Here is a 20,763-nt window from a genome sequence, read left to right as displayed (position 1 = left end):
AAAGCATCCTCTCAGAGCATCTTCTCAGGGCATCCTTTTGACCGGATGCCCTGTTTCCTGGCTTACCCGACAGACATCAGGCTGGCATTGCCGCCTGCCGCCGCCGTATTCGTGCTGCAGCACTGCTCTTCCATCAGGAACTCACGCCCCGGCCCGTCATCGTTCATGAGGAAGACAGGGGCAATCGCGCCCGTGCCCTGGGCAAGGCCACGCGTGATTTCCTGAAAATTCCCGTCATCCTGCGTCCCGATCACCACGGCACAGGTCTGCTGGTGGATATCGGGGACATGACGGACCCGCGTTGCGATCTGTGGGGGAAGTGCTGACAGCCATGCCGTCTCCGCCTGCGTTCCCGCAACGAATGCCGTATTGCCACCCGAAAGGGCCAGTGACACTGCCTTCAGCAGCGCCTCGCGCGTTCCGCCCCCCACGCACAGCACGTTGCCACGCGGCATCAGGCGATAGATATTCTCCTCCCCGACCGGGCCGGGAAGTTTCATTTCCGCACCGATCAGGGACGTTTGCATCATGCCAGCGACATGACGGGCGATATCGCCATGCCCCTGCCCCAGAAGCCAGTCATGCCATGTCTGCATGAAGGCGGGCGTTTTACCTGCTTTCATGCCCGGCAGGCTGTCGAAAGCGGGACACCGCGCCACAAGGCGACGCAGGATCAGCGGGCCACCAGCCTTCGGCCCGGTACCCGACAGGCCCCGCCCGCCAAAAGGCTGCACCCCCACCACGGCACCGATCGTATTGCGGTTGACATACAGGTTCCCCGCGTTCAGCCGCCGGGTGACATGCCGGACCGTGGAATCGATGCGGGTATGCAGTCCCCCCGTCAGGCCATAGCCCAGTGCATTGATGTCATCGATCACCCTGTCCAGTGTTTCCCGACGATAGCGCAGCACATGCAGGACGGGGCCGAATACTTCCGGCCCCAGATCCGAAATGGAATCAATCCCGATCAGGGTCGGGGGCACGAAGCTGCCCTGATCGCAGTCCCCCGGCACGGGCACGGAAAAGACCGGTGCCCCCCTGCCCCGCAGGGCGTTGATATGGCTGCGTATTCCATCGGCGGCGTCCGGCGTGATGACCGGACCGATATCGGTGGACAGCATGGCGGGATTGCCCAGCCGCAGTTCCCGCATCGCGCCACGCAGCATGGTCAGCACATGATCGGCACAGTCCTCCTGCACGCACAGGATGCGCAGGGCCGAACATCTCTGCCCCGCGCTGTCGAAGGCGGAAGCGACGACATCGGTGACGACCTGTTCGGCCAGGGCGGAGGAATCGACGATCATGGCGTTCTGGCCGCCCGTTTCGGCAATCAGCGGCACGGGCTGGCCCGCAGGGCCACGACGTCCGCAAAGCTGGCGGTTGATCGACTGCGCCACCATTGTCGAGCCGGTGAACATCACGCCCGCGACCTGCGCCGCCCCGACCAGCGCCGCCCCCACGTCGCCATCGCCGGGCAGCAGTTGCAGCACATCGACGGGCACGCCCGCCTCATGCATGATGGCGACGGCCTGTGCTGCGATCAGGGGCGTTTCCTCCGCCGGTTTGGCGATGACGCTGTTCCCGGCGGCAAGGGCCGCGGCCACCTGCCCGATGAAGATCGCCAGCGGGAAGTTCCACGGGCTGATACACGCGACCACCCCCAGCGGTACATGCGTGGCGCCGTCGAAACCATCGCGGATCTGCGCCGCGTAATAACGCAGGAAATCGACGGCCTCCCGAATTTCGGCAATCGCGTTGGGAAAGGATTTCCCCGCTTCACGCACGATCAGGCCAAGCAGCGCGTCGCGTCGCGCCTCCATCAGGTCGGCTGCCCGTTCCAGCATCTCGGCGCGCGCGGCCGCGGACCGGGCCGCCCACGTCGCAGCCCCCCTTGACGCGCTGTCCACGACGGCGGGAATGACGGCCGGGTCGGCGGGCGTCCATGTGCCCACCCTGTCACGCCGGTCGGCCGGATTGCGGATGTCGCGTGCCTGTCCCGCCGGGACCGGCACGGCAAGCATCGGCCCACACGTCCATTGCGCGGCCGACGCCGCCAGCCCCGTGCCCAGCGCCGCGAGGCTGTTTTCGTCATTGAGGTCCAGCCCGGCGGAATTGCGCCGGGCTGGCGCGAACATGTCCGGGGGGGCGGCAATCGCGGGATTGGGGCTGCCATACGGGACGATGGCGTGGGCAATCACCACCGGGTCCGCCACCAGCGTGGAGACGGGAACCCGTTCATCCCCGATCTGGTTGACAAAGGAAGAATTCGCCCCGTTTTCCAGCAGGCGCCGCACCAGGTAGGCCAGCAACGTTTCATGGGTCCCGACAGGAGCGTAGATGCGGGCGGGACGGTTCAGATGCTCCGGCCCCACGACCTCCCCATACAGGGGTTCGCCCATGCCGTGCAGGCACTGGAATTCATAGGAACCGACCTGGAATTCCTTGCCTGCCAATGTGTAAATGGTGGCAAGGGTGCGGGCATTATGGGTGGCGAACTGTGGAAAGATCACGTCGCGCGCATCCAGCAACCTGCGCGCGCACGCGACATAGCTGATGTCGGTATGCACCTTGCGGGTATAGACCGGAAAGTCCTTCACGCCGTCGATCTGGGCTTTCTTGATCTCGCTGTCCCAGTAAGCGCCCTTCACAAGGCGCACCATCAGGCGATGTCCGGTGCGGCGCGCCAGGTCGATTATGAAATCCAGCACCATTGGCGCGCGCCGGCCATAGGCCTGCACCACGAAACCGATACCGTTCCAGCCCTGCAGCGCCGGTTCCCGACACAGCCCCTCCAGCAGGTCGAGCGACAGTTCCAGACGTTCGCTTTCCTCCGCATCGATATTGAGGCCGATGTCATACTGCCGTGCCAGCACGGTCAGTTCGATCACCACGGGCAGGAGCTCCGTCATCACGCGCTCCCGCTGGGCGCGGCTGTACCGTGGGTGCAGCGCCGACAGCTTGATGGAGATGCCGGGACGTTCATAAACATTCGCCCCGCGCGCGTTCCGGCCGATGGCATGGATGGCGGTCACGTAATCCTGCCGGTAACGTTCGGCGTCGCGCGCCGTCAGCGCCGCCTCCCCCAGCATGTCATAGGAATAGCGGAAACCCCTGGCTTCCAGCTTCTCGCTGGCCTTCAGGGCGGCCCCGATCGTCTCGCCCACGACGAACTGTTCGCCCATCATCCGCATCGCCACGTCCACGGCCCTGCGGATGATGGGTTCCGCGCCACGCGCCACCAGCGCCCCGAGCGTATCCGCAAGGCCGGCGGGATCATGCCCGGCGGCCTGCGTCAGGCGCCCCGTCACCAGCATGCCCCATGCGGCGGCATTGGCGAACAGGGGACGGTCGCGCGAAATGTGCGCCATCCAGTCGCCCGACCCGATCTTGTCACGGATCAGCGCATCCCGCGTGGCGTTGTCCGGAATGCGCAGCAGCGCCTCCGCCAGACACATGAGCGCCACGCCTTCGGCCGAGGAAAGGGAGAATTCCTGCACCAGCGCCTCGACCCCGCCCGGACGGCGGTTGCGGCGCAGCCCTTCGGTCAGGCGCGTCGCAAGGGCCGTGACCTGCGTGGCTTCGTCCGGGGCCAGTGTCGCGGCCGGGGTCAGTGCGGCGATACATTCGCCTTCGGGGCGGCGAAGTGCATCGGTTATCCGTTGCCGCAGAGGGGACGCAGGCTCCACTGGGCCAGAAAAATCTTTAAAAAACAGCACGATAAAGATTCCAGACAGATGATGGGGGCAGGAATGGCGCCCGAATGATATAAGAATGTCAGGATATTATATGATTTGAAAATTCATAGCATATTTTTCGCCCCCATCATCGCGACCAGCAGATGAAAGCAGCCGGCGGATGTGAAAGGTTTTTCGATTCAGGTCTTTGATAATAATAAATATTTTCGGGGACGGCCTTCCTGCGCGACGGCGACAGTCCCTGAAGCTTTTTGCAAAAAGCTTCACCAAAAACTTCTTTACCGGATACGCAGGATGTCTGGTGAAGGTTTCGTGCGAAAACCCGATCGTGGTTTTACCGGGACGAAACGGGCATCGTTCCGTCAGGACATCCGGGAATCCTTCAGCCCTGCGCCCGTTCGCGGATGACCTTCACCGAAATATCGGCAGCCTCAAGGATATGCTGGCGCGTCAGGCGGGCGACCTCCTCAGCATCGCGCCGGCGACAGGCCTGCATGATCCCTTCATGCTCCCTGTCGGTGACGAGCTTTCGCCCCTCAAGCTCAAGGTGACTGCGGATGTAGCGATTGAGCCTTACATGCAGGTCATCAATCATCTCAAGCAGCCGCGGGCGTCGCGCCGCGACATAGATGGCGTTGTGAAAGGCCCGGTTCAGGTCGCCTGAATCATGCCTGCTGGTTGCGTTGGCCGCCCCTTCGACAAAGGCGTCATATGCGTCCTCCACCCGGGCTAGGTCCATGCGCGACATGTGGCTGACGGCATGACGCGCCGCCATTTCCTCCAGCGAGGCGCGTATTTCGGAATATTCGACGATATCCTGTTCGCTCATCCCGGTGACCATCGCACCCCGGTTGGGCATGAAGGCCACCAGTCCCTCGGCCTCCAGCCGTTTCAGCGCCTCCCTTACCGGAATGATGCTGGTGCCAAATCCACCCGCCAGTTCGGATTGCGGCAATGCCTGGCCCGCTGGCAGCTGGCCCGTCAGGATGGCGTTACGCAGCGCCTCCCCCACCACCAGGGACGCGGCGCCACGTTTCTGGTCGGTTTCCACATCAAAGATGCAGGATGGCAGCATATGCTCTTTCCCCGGCAGGCGCTGTGCCGATCATGAACCGACGCCAGCCCCGTGCCGCAAAACCCGCCGGAATCAGGGTTGGGCCGGGTTATGATGGCTGTCCAGCACGCGCACGGCACGACATCTGGGCATGGCGTATAAAATCGTGCGGATCATATTATACATCGCCACGCAGGGTCAAAGAATTTGCCACGCACGCAAGGCCCCGCACGCGACAGCGTCGCCATGCGGAAACATCAGTCGTCATCAGGGGAATTACGTTACGGTTTTGGACAGATGCCACGCAAGCTGATAGCGTTCCCGTAACGAGGACATGACACGACGCCCCTTTGCGCCATCGCGGGCGGGAAAAGGCGTGGGTCGCCTGTCATCGTCGCGTGACCCACGAAGGATGCCTGATGACGCGCGATACCGTTTCCGGCCATACGCTGAAAAACCGCCATATCGCCATGATCGCCCTGGGGGGCGTGGTCGGGGCCGGCCTGTTTGTCGGCAGCAGTTCCGCCATCGCCATCGCGGGGCCGGCCGTCCTGCTGGCCTATGTCCTGTGTGGCGGCCTTGTCATGGTGGTCATGCGGATGCTGGGCGAAATGGTGATGCGCCAGCCGGGACGGGGATCGTTCGTCGAATATATCCGCGCGGCATACGGCAACAGGTGGGGATTTGTCGCGGGCTGGATGTACTGGTTTTTCTGGGTCGTGGCGATGGGGAGCGAGGCGATTGCCGGCGGCCTGCTTGTGCAGGACTGGACCGGACTGCCGCCATACATGCTCGCCATCGGGATCATCCTCGGGCTGGTGGCGATCAACCTGTGTGCCGTCGATGTGTTCGGGGAGTGTGAATTCTGGCTTTCCCTGACGAAGGTCGCCAGCATCCTCCTGTTTGTCATACTGGGCATGGGATTTGTGCTGCACCTGTTCGGCCCGCGTCTGGCGGTCGGGGCGAACTATCTGGGGCATGGGGGGCTGGCCCCCAACGGCATTGCCGTCGTGCTGGCGGTGATCCCGACAATCATGTTCAGCATGATCGGGTCGGAGGTGGCGACGGTCGCGGCGGCGGAATCCGCGAACCCGCAGGCAGGCGTCGCCCGCGTGACGCGCAGCATCGGCGTCAGGGTCACCATCTTCTATCTGGCGTCCGTCATGCTGGTGCTCGCCATTGTGCCATGGGACCATGTGGTGCCGGGAAAATCGCCCTTCGTGGCCGCCATGACGGTCATGGGCGTGCCGGGGGCCGCCACGATCATGCAACTGGTGGTCTTCAGCGCGATCCTGTCGTGCCTCAATTCCAGCCTCTACATCACGTCGCGCATCCTTTCGGAACTGGCGCGTGGCGGGAACGCGCCCGCCGTGCTGGCCCTGCGCTCCCGGCAGGGCGCGCCACGGCTTGCCCTTGGTGCCAGCGCGCTTGCCGGACTGGTTGTGGCACTGTGTTCGGTCCTGTCGCCCAACCTGCTTTTTTCCTTCCTGCTGAGCTGTAGCGGCGGGGTAATCCTGCTGGTGTACATGATGATCGCGTTCAGCTACCTCCTGCTGATGCGCGGGGAGGATGCCGCCGGTCGCAACTGGCAGGGGTATCTGAGCATCGGCGGCATCGGCATCGTTTTCGTGGCGATGCTGCTTGACCCGACGGAGCGCATGACCGCCCTGGCAAGCCTCATGACCGGCGTGTTCTTCGTATGCCTGTTCGATGGGTGGCGGATGGTGATGCGCCGCCAGCAGCGGGCACGGGCGGGCACGCAGGCGGGATGCCTGTAACGGGGACATCTCTTCCCCGCCCCGCCCTGCGTCAGGGCTGTGCCGGACCTTCGGGGGGTGGAAGGTGCGCCCTGATGTCACGTGAATAATCCGGCCCCAGCGTGGCATCTGGCGGACGGATGATCCTGCTGGCCGCATGCAGGGCACTGAAATCGGGAAGGCGGGCGCGGTCATAAGGCCCCAGAAGGTCCATGTCATACGCCATCGCGGCGGTATGTCCGCTCAGGATCACGCGCCAGTCCAGCCGATAGCGCAGGCGCGCCCCGGCGCGGGCAAGGATGCCGGTGGTACAGTTATCCGTCAGGGTATTGTACCATTGCGGATGGCCGATCAGGTCATGGATCGCGTTTACATAGCTCAGGAACAGATGTTCCCTCACCTCCGGCGACAGGTTCAGCCGGTAGAGATAGACGCGTTCATGCCGGATATCGGTCCGCACCCCGATCAGGTCGCGCTCGTCCGCCGTGACGTAGAACAGTTCGTAATGATGGAAAAACCCGGCGATCGTGGAATAGGCAAAGCGTGCCTGACGCCGCGTTTCGATGGAAATCGCCAGATGCCGCCCATCCGAAAAGCCGAAGCTGAGGAATACGTGCGCGATCGCGTCCCCCGCCCAGTACGAGGTGACAAGATCGACGCTCTGCAACCCGTCCAGCCGATAGGTGGCGTCATACCATGCGGGGATATAGCTGGTGGGGGTATGATAGCGGAAATTGCGCACATGCCGCACATGGATGTCATTCCCCTCCCGCCAGGCATCGGCGGGGATGGCATATTCCTGCGCCCATATGCGGTCATTGCGCGGCGGGTCCGTCACGTACCATCCCGTAAGCCCAAGGACGAGGACCGCCCTGAAGGCATGTCCCCACCGGGCGGGCCGCACCCATGCCGCCGCGCACATCAGCAGCGGGAATGCGACAGACAACCCCAGCCTGAGCATATCGGGCTGGAGCGTGGAATAATACAGCGCCGCCGCCCCAAGCAGGCCAAGCATTCCCCATGCCACACGCCCGCACCATATGCCCGCCCGCCGCCAGCGCATCGCGCGCAAGCCGGTCATCGCGTGGCCATGACAGGTCGTGCCGGAGCAGGCCGGGCGACGGCAGGCCGGGCCGGGCCGGTATCCATCGGGTTTTGCGCCAGCTGGAGCAGGAGGATGCGCTGCACCTCCGCGATCGTGAAGGGATTGGATTGCGTGGAATGTTCCGAATGACGGACCACAAGTTCGGAATCCACCCCCGGAATGTGGGCGCTGGCATAGGAGACCACCCCGTCATCGGCGCGCGACAGCGGATTTCCCGTGCCACAGACCGGGATGATGGAATGGGTATGCACGCCCGGCACGATGGGAATGGTGGGCAGCGTGCGCATGAACGGGCTGCGCGGGGACATGGCATATACACTGCCCAGTCGCGGCACCCGGTTGTCGGGATGCGTGCTGTCCCCGGCGCCGGTTACGATTTCACGCGCCGTTTCGCTGACCCGCAGGGGCAGGCTCGCCATTCCCCCGACCATCTGCGCCAGCGACATTCCGGCAAGATAGCTGCCGTGCTGGGGCGTCGCGATAAAGACCACGCGCTGGATTTCCGGCATGGGTTTGGGGAACATCGTTTCCTCAATCAGCTGCCGGGTGCGCCCGTCCAGCCGGAAGGTTGAAAGGGGGCGCCCCGCCGTGCCATCCCACAGCCTGTCGCCGGGATTGATGACCAGCATGCGCGCCAGCAGGCCGCCCTGGCTATGTCCCACCAGCGTGATGTGTCCCAGCGCCGGATCCGCCCTGACCCCGCCCAAGCTGTCGACCGCCTGTGTAATCGCCCGGCGCAGTTGCCATGCCGAATACGGGATGGGATTGCTGGTGGCATAGGAAAAGAACCAGAAATCGAAGTGATCGCGGATTTTCGGGTTTTCCAGCAGGTCATTGACCATGCCGGCCCAGCGGTACGGGCTGGACGCCGTGCCGTGGATGAACACCACCGGCATGTTCCCCGGCCGGTGCGGCGTCATGGCCACCAGCCGCGGCTGCGTCCCGTCATAGGTGGTGCCGTCGAAAAAACCGCGATATTCCTTGGTCCATAACGCCGTCTCCCGCAGGCTCAGGGCACGCGCGGCGGTCTGGTCATACGCGGCGGGGGCAAGGACGCCATCCACGGTGCTGTCATCCATGACACGCAGCAGCAGCCGTCCCTGCAGATGACCGGTCAGCACCTGCCCGCGCGGGTCGTCCATTTCCAGCAGCATGCTGGCGGGAACGCGCATGCGGCTGGAAACATCGAACAGGTGGCTGCCTTCTTTCGCATCGGGCGCGCCGCCTTCGGGACGCCCGCGCGCCGTCAGGGCCTCGCCAAGTCCGGGGGTGCGATAGACATTGCCGATGCCATGGACGGCCAGCGTGGCCGTGGGACGGAACCCCTCCAGCACGCGGCCATGCCAGCGCAGCTGCGTCGGATCGGCGGTCAGCGCGATATCCCCGAACGGCAGGGCGCGGCTTTGCGTGGCAATGGCGACAGGCGCGGGAAAAGCCGCCGTCAGCCCGAGGTTGTAGAGGTCGGCGGCCTGCCGGAAGCGTGGATCATACGCGCTGGGCCCATCCCCCTGCCCCGGCTGGAGAAAGGCATAGGCGTAAATCGCGGCGGCAAGGAAATCTTCCGCCCTGTGGTGACGCAGCCCCTGCCGGTAGCTGAGTTCCGACAGCGCGAACAATATGTCGGCCAGTTCATCATCCGCCCGCGCCTGCGCACGCAGGGCGGCAATGGCGCGATCGGGGTGGTCCGTCGTCAGGCCATGCCGACGCAGGACGATCCGCGTATCGTTGCTCAGCCCATGGCCCAGCAGCGCGCTGCGCGACGTGTCGCGATAGCTTTGCACGAGAGAGACCTGCCGCACGCTGACAGGCCCGGCGCATGCCGCCAGGCCGGCCAGCATCAGCATAGGGACGCTCATTCCTGCCCTGCGCAGGCGGCGAATGGAGGAACAACCTTTGGGAACCGGTTTCATCACCGCAGATTAAGCATCTGCCCGCCCCATGGGAAAGCCCCGCATGCATCCCATGTCATGGCGCGGTGCCCTGAAGGATCAATCACGGAGCAGCCCCATCAGGGAATGGAATCGGGGTCGAACATGAATTCCGCAAAAATACCATTTTATTTCAACGAGTTGATCTGAAGGCATAAAGTTTAAAACAGCTACCTTGCAATGCATTGTTCCTATGGTTATAAGGTAGCTGTCTATGGATGCTTATGAACCGGAATCGGATACCCCTGAAAAGGGTGTGCGAACGGTCTGAAAACTGGAAAGGCCGTGGAACCAAACCTTGTCCAATTCAAGAAAGGCGTGCTGGAGCTGTGCGTGCTGGCCCTGCTGTCGCAGGCCGATTCCTACGGCTACGACATCGCAAGCCGACTGTCCGAGGCGATAGAGATGGGCGAAGGCACCATCTATCCCCTTATGCGGCGGATGCAGAAAGATGGACTTGTTTCCACGTATTTTGTGGAATCATCGTCCGGCCCGCCGCGAAAATACTATGCCCTGACGGAAAAGGGGCATGACAGCCTGCGCGCGCAGCGCACGGCATGGACCACCTTTACCCGCGCGGTGTCCGCCATCCTTGACGCGCCAACCGCATCCGGCACGACCACTGAACCGTCTTCTTCTTCTTCACCCGCAGACACGAGTGGGGCCACCTCGCTCACCGTGCAGAAAAACACCGGGAACATACGGCCATGAACAGCAGACAGATGTTCCTTGACCAGTTGCGCGCCGGCCTGAAGGGCCTGCCGCGCCATGTGGCTGATGATATTCTTTCTGAGTACGAAGCACATTTTGACGAAGGACAGGCACAGGGCCGCTCCGACAGCGACATTGCCGCCGGCCTGGGCGACCCGGTGCGACTGGCCCGTGAATTGCGGGCCGAAACGGGGCTGCGCCGATGGGAGGACGAGCGAAGCCTGACGAACGCGCTGGGCGCTATCGTGGGGGTATTCGGCCTGGCCGCCCTCGACCTTCTGATCGTGCTGCCGGTCCTGCTGGCGCTGGCCGCGCTGGACCTGGCATTCTTCCTTGTCGGGATTGCCTGCTGCCTGGTTGGCAGCCTTCTCCTGCCGCTGGCAATCATCAACATCGCCCCCTTTGGCGGCGACTGGCTCCAGAGCATGCTGGTCAGCCTGGGGACGGCAAGTGGCGGCGCGTCGCTCATGGCGATGTGTGTTCTCTTCACCATTGGGGTGGTCAATCTCCTCGTCCGCTACGGTCGCGCGCACTACCGACTGATAGCCCCCTCCCTTCCTGCCAGATCGTAAGGAATTACAGTCATGATCCGCGGTATTACAATGATCGCAGTGGGCGGGGCCGCCCTTTCACTTGCATGTTTCGGTGTCGCATCGTCCCGCGCGCCGACGGGTTTCCCGTTCCTGACGTTTGACGCGGCGGACGACGATACCACCCCGCCCGCCGCGACCCGCGTCCTGCCGTGGCAGGGCGGGCATGTGCTGGAGATCGACCTGCCGGCGCGCGTGGTCTATCAGCAGGGACCGCTCAGCAGCATCACCGTCGCGGGATCGGAACGCATGGTGCGTGCCGTCACGCTGGATGGGGACAGCCTGGGCATCAACAACAGTCTGGCCCATAATATCAATTTCGGCTGGCACAACAGGAAACTGACCGTTACCGTCACGGCGCCGGAACTCGATACCCTGAAATTCAATGGTTTTGGATCGCTTTATTTACGCGATTACCATCAGCCCACCCTTACGCTGGAGGTCAATGGCGCCGCCAGCGTCAAGGGGAACGGACGGGCCGACAATGTCAAGCTGTCACTGGATGGCGCGGGTTCCATTGACCTTACGGCCATGGAGATGACGGATCTGGATGCCTCCATCGATGGCGCGGGATCGGTCAAGGCAGGCCCGACAGGCCATGCCAGCGTTTCGATCGACGGGGCGGGTTCGGTCAAGCTGACGCGGGCGCCGGCATCGCTGAGCAAGCAGATTGACGGCATCGGTTCCGTTTCCGTCCCGCCCGCCGGCAAGCCCGCGCATGTCGACACGTCGCGTCCCCTCCCCCCACCATCCGATCAGGAAGATGACGAGAAAATCTCCATGTAGCGTGGCATCAGGCTGTTACCGGGAAATCAGGTGCCTTCATGATTTCCCGGGCGGCCTGCCTGTCGCGATCCACAGGACAAGGCACGGGACAAAGAAATACGCGACCACGCCAGCCAGCAGCCATGGCATCAGATAGGTCATGTCGGTATGCAGCACGAAACGGCAGAACAGGTTTCCCAACCCCATCATGACAATCACGCAGAAGCACACCCCGACATTCACCATCAGTGAACGATCGTCGTTGATCTGCTGGAGTTTCTGTAACACTGCATCGCCTCGTCTGTCTGCGGATCCTGACCCCGCCGTTTCTAGCGGGTTCGTCCCCTGTTATCCAGACCGTATCGCGCCTTTTCCCCATGCGGGCCACCCGGTCGCGTCCGGACCGGGGGAAAAATCCGGTCGCATCGACAGGCCATGACCGGGTGCGGGCTTCTTGAAATCCTGTCAGGGAGGACCAATATCGGAAATGACGCCCGATAAATCCACGGGCGAACCGAACGAGCAAGAACAGGATCAACTGGACCATGAGCGCTGCTGAAAACCTACGGAAACTGAGCCCGGAAGACCTTCAGGACATCACGAAGCACCTGGAAAAATCCCTCCATCAGCATAAGGCCGACCTGCACAAGCAGATTTCGGAACACCTTGCCGGACTGAAGGGCGAAGTCACGCTTCATGAAAACAAGATCCCGACGTCGTGCAAGGTTTACGGGCTGCTGATACTGGCGGCGGCCTCGGTGGCGAGTTACATTTTCGGTCGCAAGTCCGCGGACTGACCTGTCGTCAGGATATGGCCTGTCATGCCCCTGCCATCCTTTCGCGGATGGCAGGGGTTATTATTATCAGCATCCATATATCCTGATTGTCTTGAAGAGCATTTCAGAAATCGCGCACGAAATCTCCCGCGATCATGATGCGGTTTCCACTGAAGCTTTTTGAAAAAAGCCCCAAGACGCGCCGCCTTTTTGGAAACCGGCGATGGATTGGATGTTTTATTCTTTTTTATCAATATGTTGTTTGGGGAATGTTTCCCCCGGAAATCCGAAAACGGCGGATGACGTGAGGCCCCTTCCTGCATGGCAGGGATTGCATGACAGCACTGGTTCTGGAGTATGCTTCCCCGTAATTCCCGTCTGGGAATATTACGTGGGTGAAGCAGATGAAAATGGCCTTCCTCTCTTCGGGTATGATGCTGGCTTTCGCGGCATATTCGTCATTTTCAGTCAGCGATGCCTATTCAAAGCTGCTGGCCGGCCAGCTTGATCCCTTTGAGGTCGCATTTTCCGGTGGCGTCTTCGGTTTCCTGATCATTCCCTTCATTCGCAAGAAGAATGAGTCCTATCTGGACATATTCTCCCCCCAGCGTCCGGCCATGTGGCTGGTGCGGGCAATCGCCACGTTCGTCGCGACGGCCGCCAGCGTGGAGGCCTTCATGCTCCTGCCCATGCCCGAAGCCCTGTCGCTGATGTTCCTCATGCCGCTTTTTGTAACCATCCTGTCGGTCAGCCTGTTGAAGGAGAAGGTTTCGTCATGGGCATGGGCGTCGGTCATCCTGGGTTTCATCGGGGTCCTGATTGTCCTGCGCCCGGGCATGCGCGCGCTTCACCTTGGACATCTGTGCGCCCTGGTCGCGGCGGTGGCGAACGCGGTGGGGGTGATCGCCTACCGGCTGGCGGGAACGAACACCCCGCGCCTTTCCCTGTTCGGGTCCAGCCTTTTCGGCCCCCTGGTGGGCGACGGGCTGCTGATGCTGGGCCATGCCCACTGGCCCCACGGGCTGAAAACATGGTTCTTTCTGTTCGGTTACGGGTTCCTGGCGGCGCTGGGGCAGCTTCTGATGATGATGGCGACCGCGCGCGCGCCCGCCAACCGCGTCGCGCTTCCACAGTACAGCCAGATGCTGTGGGCCGTGGCCTTCAGCTATTTCCTGTTCCACCAGTCCCTTGATGGCTGGACCTTCGTGGGCATCACGGTCGTGACCTTTTCCGGCATGCTGAACTGGATGCGTCAGCGTATCAAATACGAGGAACTGGCCCTGAGGGAACGCCACGCGGCCAGATACCGCATGCAGGGCACGTCTTCGCCATAGTCTTCAGCCCCCATGCGCTGCGTTCCGCGCCGCCGCCAGCAGGGCGCGAATGGCATCGATGTCCGTTTCGGCGGGCATCGCCCCAAAACCGAAAGCATCATTGCCTGAGCGCGACCGGGGTTTCCTGCATGACGCATGCACTTCCCTTACCCCCGTTCGGCTGACAAGCTGGCGGACATTGCCCGCGTTGATCCCGCTGCCGGCCATGATGACGATGCGCCCCCCGGCCTGCCGGCGGAGGCGGGCAAGGCATTTCTCCCCCTCCGGCGCGCCGGGTTGCTGTCCGGAGGTCAGGATGCGCGTAAAACCCGCCGCGATCGCAAATTCCAGTTCCGCAAGGGGATCTTTCACCAGATCGAAAACCCGGTGCAGGGTGCGTTCCATCCCCGCGCAATGATCGGACAGACGCAACAGCAGGTCGCGGTCAAGCCCCCCGTCGGGCCGCATCGCCCCCAGCACCACCCCCGACAGGCCGGCTTCGCGTGCCGCGCGGATATCATCGACCATCACGGCGGCTTCATCATGATCGAACATGAACGTTCCCCCACGGGGACGGATCATGGCCATTGCCGGGCCCCCTCCCCGCGCGGCGCATCGCATCAGCCCAGGGCTGGGCGTCAGTCCCCCGACGTCGAGGGAGGCGCACAGTTCGATCCTGTCCGCCCCGGCGGCGTTGGCGGCGGCTATGCCCTGCGGGGTTTCGACACAGATTTCAACACGGATCATGAAATATCTCCGGCCGCAGGCACGCGACCTGACGTGTCGGCGTGACCTGACGCAAGGGTGGGGTGACAACCGCGCAGTCCGCCACCGCATATGGGCAGCGATTGCGAAAGGCGCATCCCTCGTGATGGGATTGCGTGACGGGGGTGATCGTGGGCGGATGCCGCGTGGCGGGAGAATACCTTCGCCCCAGGCCGGGAACCAGCGACATCAGGGAACGTGAATAGGGATGACAGGGCTGTTCGCGGAATTCCCGCACCGGCGCGATTTCCATGACCCGGCCAAGATACATGATGACAAGCCGGTCGCACAGGAACATGACGGTCGGCAGGTCATGCGACACGAACGCCATCGCCAGTTCCATCCGCGCGCGCAATTCGCGTAACAGGTTGATAACCTTTGCCTGAACCGAGACATCAAGCGCTGAAACAGGTTCATCCGCGACAATCAGCCGTGGCCTGAGCGCCATGGCGCGGGCGATGCCGATGCGCTGCCTCTGGCCGCCGGAAAACTCATGGGCGAACCGCGTCAGGGCATCCTCGCCCAGCCCCACCGCCGCCAGCAGTTCGACCACGGTTTTACGCCGGCTGTCGCGATTACCGATCCGGTGGATTTCCAGCCCTTCGGCGACAATATCCACGACCCGCAGGCGCGGGTTCAGGCTGGCGGCGGGATCCTGAAAGATCATCTGCACCTGCCTGCGGTACCAGTTCAGGTCCGCCCCGCTCAGGCCATGGATATCACGCCCTTCGAATTCGACCCTTCCCCCGGTCGAGCGTTGCAGGCGCACCATGCATCGCCCGATCGTGGTCTTTCCCGATCCTGACTCCCCCACGATCCCCACGATCTCGCCCGCATGGATATCGAACGACACTTTGCTCAATGCGTGAACATTGGGGGCAGGACGGCCGAACAGGGGGCGACGGGCACCAAACTCGACGCTCAGGTCCCGCACGGACATCAGGGGCACCCTGTTCATGACGCCACCACCCCCGCCATGTCGCGCCATGCGATGCAGCGCGTGACATGGTCCATCCCTTCGTCCGCCGGCTGCAGGGCGGGATGTCCGGCGCGGCACGCATCACGGGCCATGTCGCAACGTGGGGCAAAGGCACAGCCGGCGCGGGGGTGCGCCAGATCGGGCGGATGTCCCCGGATTGTCGGCAGCATCGGGGAAGGTCCGTCACCCAGCGTCGCCAGATGCCGCACCGGCAGGCAGTCCAGCAGGGCGCGGGTATAGGGATGGCGCGGCCGTCCCGTCACATCCGCCACGCGGCCATGTTCCACCACCTGTCCCGCGTACATCACCATGATCCGGTCGGCAAAGCCCTCCAGCAGCGACAGGTTGTGGGTAATGAACAGCACGGCCATCCCGGTATCGCGCCGCAACTGCCCAAGGATATCCAGAATCTGCGCCTGCGTCGCGACATCGAGGGCGGTCGTCGGTTCGTCCGCGATCAGCAGCGCGGGGCGGCAGGCGATGGCCATGGCAATCATCACGCGCTGACGCATGCCGCCCGACATCTGGTGGGGATAGCTGCCGATACGTTGCTTCGGCGCGGCGATCCCCACGGCGTCCAGCAGGTCCGCCGCGCGGGCCAGCGCCGCCCCGGCCGTCATGCCGGCATGCAGCACGAGGGCTTCGGCAATCTGCGCGCCCACCGTCATGGCGGGATTGAGGGAGGTCATGGGTTCCTGAAACACCATCCCGATCCCGCCACCGCGTATCTGGCGCAGCGTTTTTTCCGACGCCCCCGCCAGATCGACCGGCGGCTGGTCCGCTGGCCCGAACAGGATGCGGCCCCGGGTGATGCGGCCGATCCGTGGCAGCAGCCCCATGACCGACAGGCTGGTCACGCTTTTCCCCGAACCCGATTCCCCCACCAGCGCCACGATTTCACCGGGCTGGATGTCAAAGGTCACGTCATCCACCGCATGGATGACGCCGCGTCGCGCATGGAAATGGATGTGCAGCCCCTCGACAGACAGGACGGGACGGCCGGGCGTCACTGCCTAACGCCCGTTCCAGCGGGCCGAGGGATAGACAACGGGCGACCATGTGAATGACGTATCGAAAGGAAAGGTCGGCCGGACCTTGCGCAGGCGTGGCAGACGCGTGACATGCTGGTCCACCGCGCCCGGCGACAGCACCATCAGCGCCGGACTGGCGATCGGGGCCAGTTCAGGCGACAGATAGCCGGATTTGACCACGACAATGCGTGTCCGGCGTGGATCAAGGCCCAGCAGCGTGAAATCGGCGATGTTGTGATAGGGCCTGCGTCGCGCCGCCACGACGACAAGGATCCCCCCCACCGCGATGACCGCCTGACGTTCGCGTTCCTGCGCATGGTCCAGCAGGAAGCGTACCTCCCCCGAAACCCGGACCGGCTTCGTCCCGGCCGGGTCCAGCGCGCCACCGATGTCCACGGTGACCTGCCCCCCCGTTCCGGCCGCATATGCCGCGCGGGTGGCCTGCGGGTCGGCAATTCCCGCCACGATGACATCACGCGCGTCACGCTGGATCAGGGCATGCAGCACGTCGATACGATCCCCCACACCGCCGCCCGTGGGATTGTCGCCTGAATCCGCAACGATGACCGGCCCCGCCCCGCTGCCCATCGCGCGGTCGAGCGTCCGGGCAATCGTGCCGGTCCAGCATCCGAATTCAAAATGGGCGCGCGCGTCCCAGTATGCGACGGCCATTTCCCGGGCCGCGTGGCGCAGGGCGTCGATATCGGTTCCGGTCATGACCGACGCGGCCGTTGCCCGCGGTTCATCCGCCCAGACATATCCCACCATCAGGGAGGCATCCCAGATCCCCTCCCGCCCGTCGATTTCAGGCAGGCGCGCGTACAGCCCGCGCGCGGGTTCGTCCTGCGTGCTGGTCCGCTCGCCCGGCAGCACGACGGGAACCGGCGCCCATGCGACAAAAGGACGGATCCCGTGCGCAAGCGACCTGACCAGCATCGTCACCGCGCGGCGCATCGTCTGTTCCACGTCGATATGCGGCGCCGTGCGATAGGTGGAGAACATGTCGATGGCGTCGATGATGCGCTGCGTCACGTTCCCATGCAGGTCATAGCTGACGGAAATCGGCACGTCCGCGCCCACCACCGCGCGCGTGGCACCGATCCAGTCGCCTTCGGCGTCTTCCATCCCTTCGACGAACATCGCGCCATGCATCGACAGGTACACGCCATCGAGCGGTCCCGCCGCGCGCAACCTGCTGAGGAAATCGTCACGCAGTGCGCGATAGGTATCCGCCGCGACAGGGCCGCCGGGAATGGCGCGGGCATGCAGCGTCGGGATGAATTGCGCCGGAAAATCGGACAGGAATGCGAAATACGGGGCCTGCGAGAGCGCATCGCCACGCAGGACGCGAAAATCCTCCATCCGGGTCGGAACCGGGTTATAAGTGCTGCATTCGATGTGAATGCCGCCCACGGCAATACGCATGACCAGTCTTCCCTTGCTAGAATTCCCGGAACAGTGAACGGTCGGCGGCGACGCTGACCGCGCCGAACGCCCATGCGTCGGCCGTGACATCGCAGGTGATGATTTCAGGACGCGGCGCAAGCTGCGGCAGGAAATTGCCCTCTGCCGCCTGTCGCATGGCGCGTCCGTAAACCCCCGCCAGTTCCCCACCCTGCCGCGTGACAAGCACGTGGCGGGGGTCCATGATCTGGACCATCGCGGCGATCATCAGGCCCAGCGCGCTGCCGGCCCGGTGCAGCAGTTCCACCGCCCGCAGGTCGCCCCGCGCCGCGATGCGCTCCAGTTCGTCCAGATCGCCCGGCAGCCCGGCGCGGGCGGCCAGATGCGCGATGGCCGTCAGTGACGCCACGGTATCGAGGCACCCTTTTTTCCCACACTGGCACGGCAGGCCACCGGGTTCGGCCGTAGCGTGCGCGATTTCACCCGCGCCCCCGCGAAACCCGCGAAACAGCTCCCCGCCGACCATATGGCCGCACCCGATGCCACGCCCGAGCGAGACAAGGCTGAAGGACGCGGTTTCGCGCATCGGGCCGAACCGGTATTGCGCCACGGTCAGCGCATTGGCGTCATTTTCCACATAGGCCTGCACCCCGCAGGCCCGCGTAACCAGGGGACCAAGCGGGACATTTTCCCACCCCGTCAGGGTGGAGCGCACGCAGACCCCCGCCCCGTCATCCACCAGCCCCGATACCGCCAGCCCGATGCCGCGCATGCGCCGCGCGGACACGCTTCCCCCCGGCGCGACCCGCGCCATCAGGTCCCGGACGTAAGGGCCGATATCCTCCACGCGATCAGGCAGGGTGATGTCATGACGTTCCAGTATCGTGCCATGCAGGTCGCCCAGCACCATGACCGGACGGTCCGCCAGCGAAATGCCAAGGAAAAATGCACTGTCGGCGGCAATGCCCAGACGGACCGAGGGACGACCGCCGCCATGGACGGTATCGCGGTTTTCAATCAGCCCGCGCGCCATCAGGTCGGCCGTCACCATGGAAACCGCGCCCTTGCTCAGCCCCGAAATGCGGATAAGGTCCGCGCGGCTTAACGGGCCGAACTGGTTGATCAGGCGCAGAAGCTGCACATGCGACCGGCAGGACACGGATGTCCCTCCATTCCGGTTAAGGATCAATTTATATCATTGATTGATCTTTTGTTCGTCAAGTAAGTTTTTCATGTGATATAAGTCAGAACAGATCGAAACGAGATGGTAACACGTGGCCGCACGATGAAACGCCAGTCCCGCCTGCCACCGCTGCATGCCGCCCTTGTCGCGGGACTGGGCTGGCTGGCGTGCGGTCCGGTCCGCGCACAGGACGTCACGGCCCCGGATATCCATGAACTGCGCATCATGCAGCCTGAACCGCCACGCAGCATGGACCCGGCCGACCAGCTTGCGACCGATACATCCTCCGTGCTTGGCCCGATGTACGAAGGGTTGGTCAGCGTCGATGCACGACGCAATATCCAGCCCCTTCTCGCGACATCATGGACCCACGACCCGCAGGGCATCACATGGGATTTTGTCCTGCGCCGCAATGTCAGGTTCCATGACGGACACGCAATGACGACGGACGCCGTCGTCCGCAGTTTCCGCCGTCTGCTGGATGACGGCGCGCCACTGGCGGGGACCAGCCGTTTCCGTACGGTGATTGAATCAGTGACGGCGACCGGCGACGACATGACGGTCCGCTTTCGCCTGCGTCGGCCCTATCCCGATTTCCTGCTCCTGCTGTCATTCAGCCAGGCTTATGTCACCTCTCCGTCCGGGCGGGACATGCTGTCGCGACAGGCGGACGGCACGGGTCCATTCCGTTTCGGGGAATGGAAAAGTTCCGAATATGTCATGCAGTACCGCAACCCGGATTACTGGGGCACGCCGCCGCACATTGCAAACGTGCGGTGGACATGGTCGGCGGAGCCGTCGGTCATGGACATGTCCCTTCATGCCGGCGACAGCGACATCATCAGCAGCCTGCCGCCGCTTTACGCCCGGCAGACGGCTTCGGACCCGCGTTTTGTCGTCCATGACGATCCGAACGGCCCGCTTTACTGGATTGCAATCAACATGGGCCGGCCGGCCGGCGCCGACCCGCGTATCCGACAGGCGCTTGGCTACGCAACCGACCGGCGCGCGCTTGTCCATGCCCTGCTGCGCGATCAGGGGCAGGCCGCCCGTTCGCCCCTGCCGCCAACATCGCCCTATTTCATCGACTGCGCCCCCGATCCGCAATACGACCTGCAACGCGCGCGCGCCCTGCTGGCGCAGGCGGGAATACGCGATGGGATGTCCTTCAGCCTTGCGGTACAGGACATGGACGAACCGATTGCCGAAGCCCTGCAGGACATGTGGAAAAAAGCAGGCATCCATCTGGAGATTTCCCGGCTGGAGGGCGGCGTCTATGCCGCGGAGGCATTTGCCGGCCCCGCGCGGAAGCAGGCGCTGCGCCTTGATGGCGTGCTGGCGTCATGGGCATCGGGCCTCATTCCCGACATGCAGCTGCGTCCCCTCTTTCATGGGGCGTCCGCCGCGCCGGCGGGTGCCAACCTCGGCTTTTTTCATGATCCGGCGGTCGATCGCCTGATTGATGAAGGCGCGCTGGAAATGTCCGATGAAAAACGCCACGTCATCTACGCGGCGGCGCAACAGGCGATCATGAAGGATGCGCCAGCCGTGCTGATCTATACCCGCGATACGCTGATCGGCATGCGCGCCGGCCTGTCGGGGGTGATGCTGCGTCCCGACGGGGCGCTGGATATCACGCATGTGACGCAGTTGCCCCCGATGCCGCCGCAGCATGATGCCGCCGGGCCCGTACATCCATGAATGCCC

17 protein-coding genes are annotated in these 20,763 nt (G+C 63.6%); 7 read left to right on the top strand and 10 right to left on the bottom strand.

The window, feature by feature from the left end:
• Positions 1-62 precede the first annotated feature (62 nt).
• Together putA and CFR71_RS10775 are read right to left on the bottom strand one after the other, a co-directional pair.
• A complete protein-coding gene (putA, locus tag CFR71_RS10780; RefSeq protein WP_239020374.1) occupies positions 63-3,686 on the bottom strand; it encodes a bifunctional proline dehydrogenase/L-glutamate gamma-semialdehyde dehydrogenase PutA in 3,624 nt (1,207 codons plus the stop codon).
• Between the two features lie 391 nt (positions 3,687-4,077).
• Complete coding sequence (locus tag CFR71_RS10775; protein WP_110530963.1) at positions 4,078-4,770, bottom strand: GntR family transcriptional regulator; 693 nt, start codon at positions 4,768-4,770, stop codon at positions 4,078-4,080.
• A 398-nt stretch (positions 4,771-5,168) separates the two neighbouring features.
• Between CFR71_RS10775 and CFR71_RS10770 the strand changes: the two genes are divergently transcribed.
• Positions 5,169-6,527 carry an amino acid permease gene (locus tag CFR71_RS10770; protein ID WP_110531016.1) on the top strand — a complete coding sequence of 453 codons (1,359 nt, stop codon included), beginning with the start codon at positions 5,169-5,171 and terminating at the stop codon, positions 6,525-6,527.
• Positions 6,528-6,558: 31 nt separating this feature from the next.
• On the opposite strand, the gene CFR71_RS10765 is transcribed toward CFR71_RS10770, so the two are convergent.
• On the bottom strand, positions 6,559-7,587 hold the full coding sequence (locus CFR71_RS10765) for an Lnb N-terminal periplasmic domain-containing protein (RefSeq protein ID WP_408891848.1): 1,029 nt from the start codon (positions 7,585-7,587) through the stop codon (positions 6,559-6,561).
• On the bottom strand, positions 7,584-9,455 hold the full coding sequence (locus CFR71_RS10760) for an esterase/lipase family protein (protein ID WP_239020373.1): 1,872 nt from the start codon (positions 9,453-9,455) through the stop codon (positions 7,584-7,586). The genes CFR71_RS10765 and CFR71_RS10760 overlap by 4 nt, the downstream gene beginning before the upstream one ends.
• Positions 9,456-9,824: 369 nt before the next feature.
• Here CFR71_RS10760 and CFR71_RS10755 point away from each other — a divergent pair, with 369 nt between their 5' ends.
• The 3 genes from CFR71_RS10755 to CFR71_RS10745 are packed head-to-tail and all read left to right on the top strand — an operon-like array spanning position 9,825 to position 11,626.
• Positions 9,825-10,250 (top strand): PadR family transcriptional regulator, encoded by a 426-nt coding sequence (locus tag CFR71_RS10755; protein ID WP_110530962.1) that lies wholly within the window; start codon positions 9,825-9,827, stop codon positions 10,248-10,250.
• Positions 10,247-10,822 (top strand): DUF1700 domain-containing protein, encoded by a 576-nt coding sequence (locus tag CFR71_RS10750; RefSeq protein WP_110530961.1) that lies wholly within the window; start codon positions 10,247-10,249, stop codon positions 10,820-10,822. The genes CFR71_RS10755 and CFR71_RS10750 overlap by 4 nt, the downstream gene beginning before the upstream one ends.
• A gap of 12 nt (positions 10,823-10,834) precedes the next feature.
• Positions 10,835-11,626 (top strand): GIN domain-containing protein, encoded by a 792-nt coding sequence (locus CFR71_RS10745; protein ID WP_110530959.1) that lies wholly within the window; start codon positions 10,835-10,837, stop codon positions 11,624-11,626.
• Positions 11,627-11,662: 36 nt separating this feature from the next.
• Here the strand turns inward: CFR71_RS10745 and CFR71_RS10740 are convergent, their stop codons facing one another.
• Positions 11,663-11,893, bottom strand: a complete 231-nt coding sequence (locus CFR71_RS10740) for a hypothetical protein (RefSeq protein WP_239020372.1) — start codon at positions 11,891-11,893, stop codon at positions 11,663-11,665.
• 257 nt (positions 11,894-12,150) lie between these two features.
• Here CFR71_RS10740 and CFR71_RS10735 point away from each other — a divergent pair, with 257 nt between their 5' ends.
• A complete protein-coding gene (locus CFR71_RS10735) occupies positions 12,151-12,402 on the top strand; it encodes a hypothetical protein (RefSeq protein ID WP_110530957.1) in 252 nt (83 codons plus the stop codon).
• A 383-nt stretch (positions 12,403-12,785) separates the two neighbouring features.
• A complete protein-coding gene (locus CFR71_RS10730) occupies positions 12,786-13,715 on the top strand; it encodes a DMT family transporter (RefSeq protein ID WP_110530954.1) in 930 nt (309 codons plus the stop codon).
• A gap of 3 nt (positions 13,716-13,718) precedes the next feature.
• Here the strand turns inward: CFR71_RS10730 and CFR71_RS10725 are convergent, their stop codons facing one another.
• Genes CFR71_RS10725 through CFR71_RS10705 form a run of 5 tightly spaced genes read right to left on the bottom strand, consistent with a single transcriptional unit; the run spans position 13,719 to position 19,032 of the window.
• Positions 13,719-14,441 carry a copper homeostasis protein CutC gene (locus CFR71_RS10725; RefSeq protein ID WP_110530952.1) on the bottom strand — a complete coding sequence of 241 codons (723 nt, stop codon included), beginning with the start codon at positions 14,439-14,441 and terminating at the stop codon, positions 13,719-13,721.
• The gene (locus CFR71_RS10720) at positions 14,428-15,417 is read right to left on the bottom strand and encodes an ABC transporter ATP-binding protein (protein WP_110530950.1); all 990 of its coding nucleotides are present in this window, start codon (positions 15,415-15,417) and stop codon (positions 14,428-14,430) included. The genes CFR71_RS10725 and CFR71_RS10720 overlap by 14 nt, the downstream gene beginning before the upstream one ends.
• On the bottom strand, positions 15,414-16,448 hold the full coding sequence (locus CFR71_RS10715) for an ABC transporter ATP-binding protein (RefSeq protein WP_110530948.1): 1,035 nt from the start codon (positions 16,446-16,448) through the stop codon (positions 15,414-15,416). Before CFR71_RS10715 ends, CFR71_RS10720 begins: the two co-directional genes overlap by 4 nt.
• A 3-nt stretch (positions 16,449-16,451) precedes the next feature.
• On the bottom strand, positions 16,452-17,894 hold the full coding sequence (locus CFR71_RS10710; RefSeq protein WP_110530946.1) for a M81 family metallopeptidase: 1,443 nt from the start codon (positions 17,892-17,894) through the stop codon (positions 16,452-16,454).
• Between the two features lie 16 nt (positions 17,895-17,910).
• Positions 17,911-19,032 (bottom strand): ROK family transcriptional regulator, encoded by a 1,122-nt coding sequence (locus CFR71_RS10705; protein ID WP_133251136.1) that lies wholly within the window; start codon positions 19,030-19,032, stop codon positions 17,911-17,913.
• A gap of 105 nt (positions 19,033-19,137) precedes the next feature.
• On the opposite strand from CFR71_RS10705, the gene CFR71_RS10700 reads away from it, so the two are divergent.
• Positions 19,138-20,757: an ABC transporter substrate-binding protein gene (locus CFR71_RS10700; protein WP_110530942.1), complete on the top strand. Its 1,620-nt coding sequence runs from the start codon at positions 19,138-19,140 to the stop codon at positions 20,755-20,757.
• Positions 20,758-20,763 lie beyond the last annotated feature (6 nt).

This window comes from Novacetimonas pomaceti (assembly GCF_003207955.1).
Classification (GTDB): domain Bacteria; phylum Pseudomonadota; class Alphaproteobacteria; order Acetobacterales; family Acetobacteraceae; genus Novacetimonas; species Novacetimonas pomaceti.
The sequence above is the reverse complement of the archived record's forward strand: the minus strand, read 5'-3'. Positions and strand labels throughout refer to the sequence as shown.

Coding starts and splice junctions, on each gene's coding strand:
- CFR71_RS10730 (WP_110530954.1), top strand. CDS start 12,786: ATGAAAATGGCCTTCCTCTCTTCGGGTATGATGCTGGCTTTCGCGGCA.
- CFR71_RS10710 (WP_110530946.1), bottom strand. CDS start 17,894: ATGCGTATTGCCGTGGGCGGCATTCACATCGAATGCAGCACTTATAAC.
- CFR71_RS10745 (WP_110530959.1), top strand. CDS start 10,835: ATGATCCGCGGTATTACAATGATCGCAGTGGGCGGGGCCGCCCTTTCA.
- CFR71_RS10775 (WP_110530963.1), bottom strand. CDS start 4,770: ATGCTGCCATCCTGCATCTTTGATGTGGAAACCGACCAGAAACGTGGC.
- CFR71_RS10700 (WP_110530942.1), top strand. CDS start 19,138: ATGGTAACACGTGGCCGCACGATGAAACGCCAGTCCCGCCTGCCACCG.
- CFR71_RS10750 (WP_110530961.1), top strand. CDS start 10,247: ATGAACAGCAGACAGATGTTCCTTGACCAGTTGCGCGCCGGCCTGAAG.
- CFR71_RS10725 (WP_110530952.1), bottom strand. CDS start 14,441: ATGATCCGTGTTGAAATCTGTGTCGAAACCCCGCAGGGCATAGCCGCC.
- CFR71_RS10760 (WP_239020373.1), bottom strand. CDS start 9,455: ATGCTGATGCTGGCCGGCCTGGCGGCATGCGCCGGGCCTGTCAGCGTG.
- CFR71_RS10770 (WP_110531016.1), top strand. CDS start 5,169: ATGACGCGCGATACCGTTTCCGGCCATACGCTGAAAAACCGCCATATC.
- CFR71_RS10765 (WP_408891848.1), bottom strand. CDS start 7,587: ATGACCGGCTTGCGCGCGATGCGCTGGCGGCGGGCGGGCATATGGTGC.
- CFR71_RS10720 (WP_110530950.1), bottom strand. CDS start 15,417: ATGAACAGGGTGCCCCTGATGTCCGTGCGGGACCTGAGCGTCGAGTTT.
- CFR71_RS10735 (WP_110530957.1), top strand. CDS start 12,151: ATGAGCGCTGCTGAAAACCTACGGAAACTGAGCCCGGAAGACCTTCAG.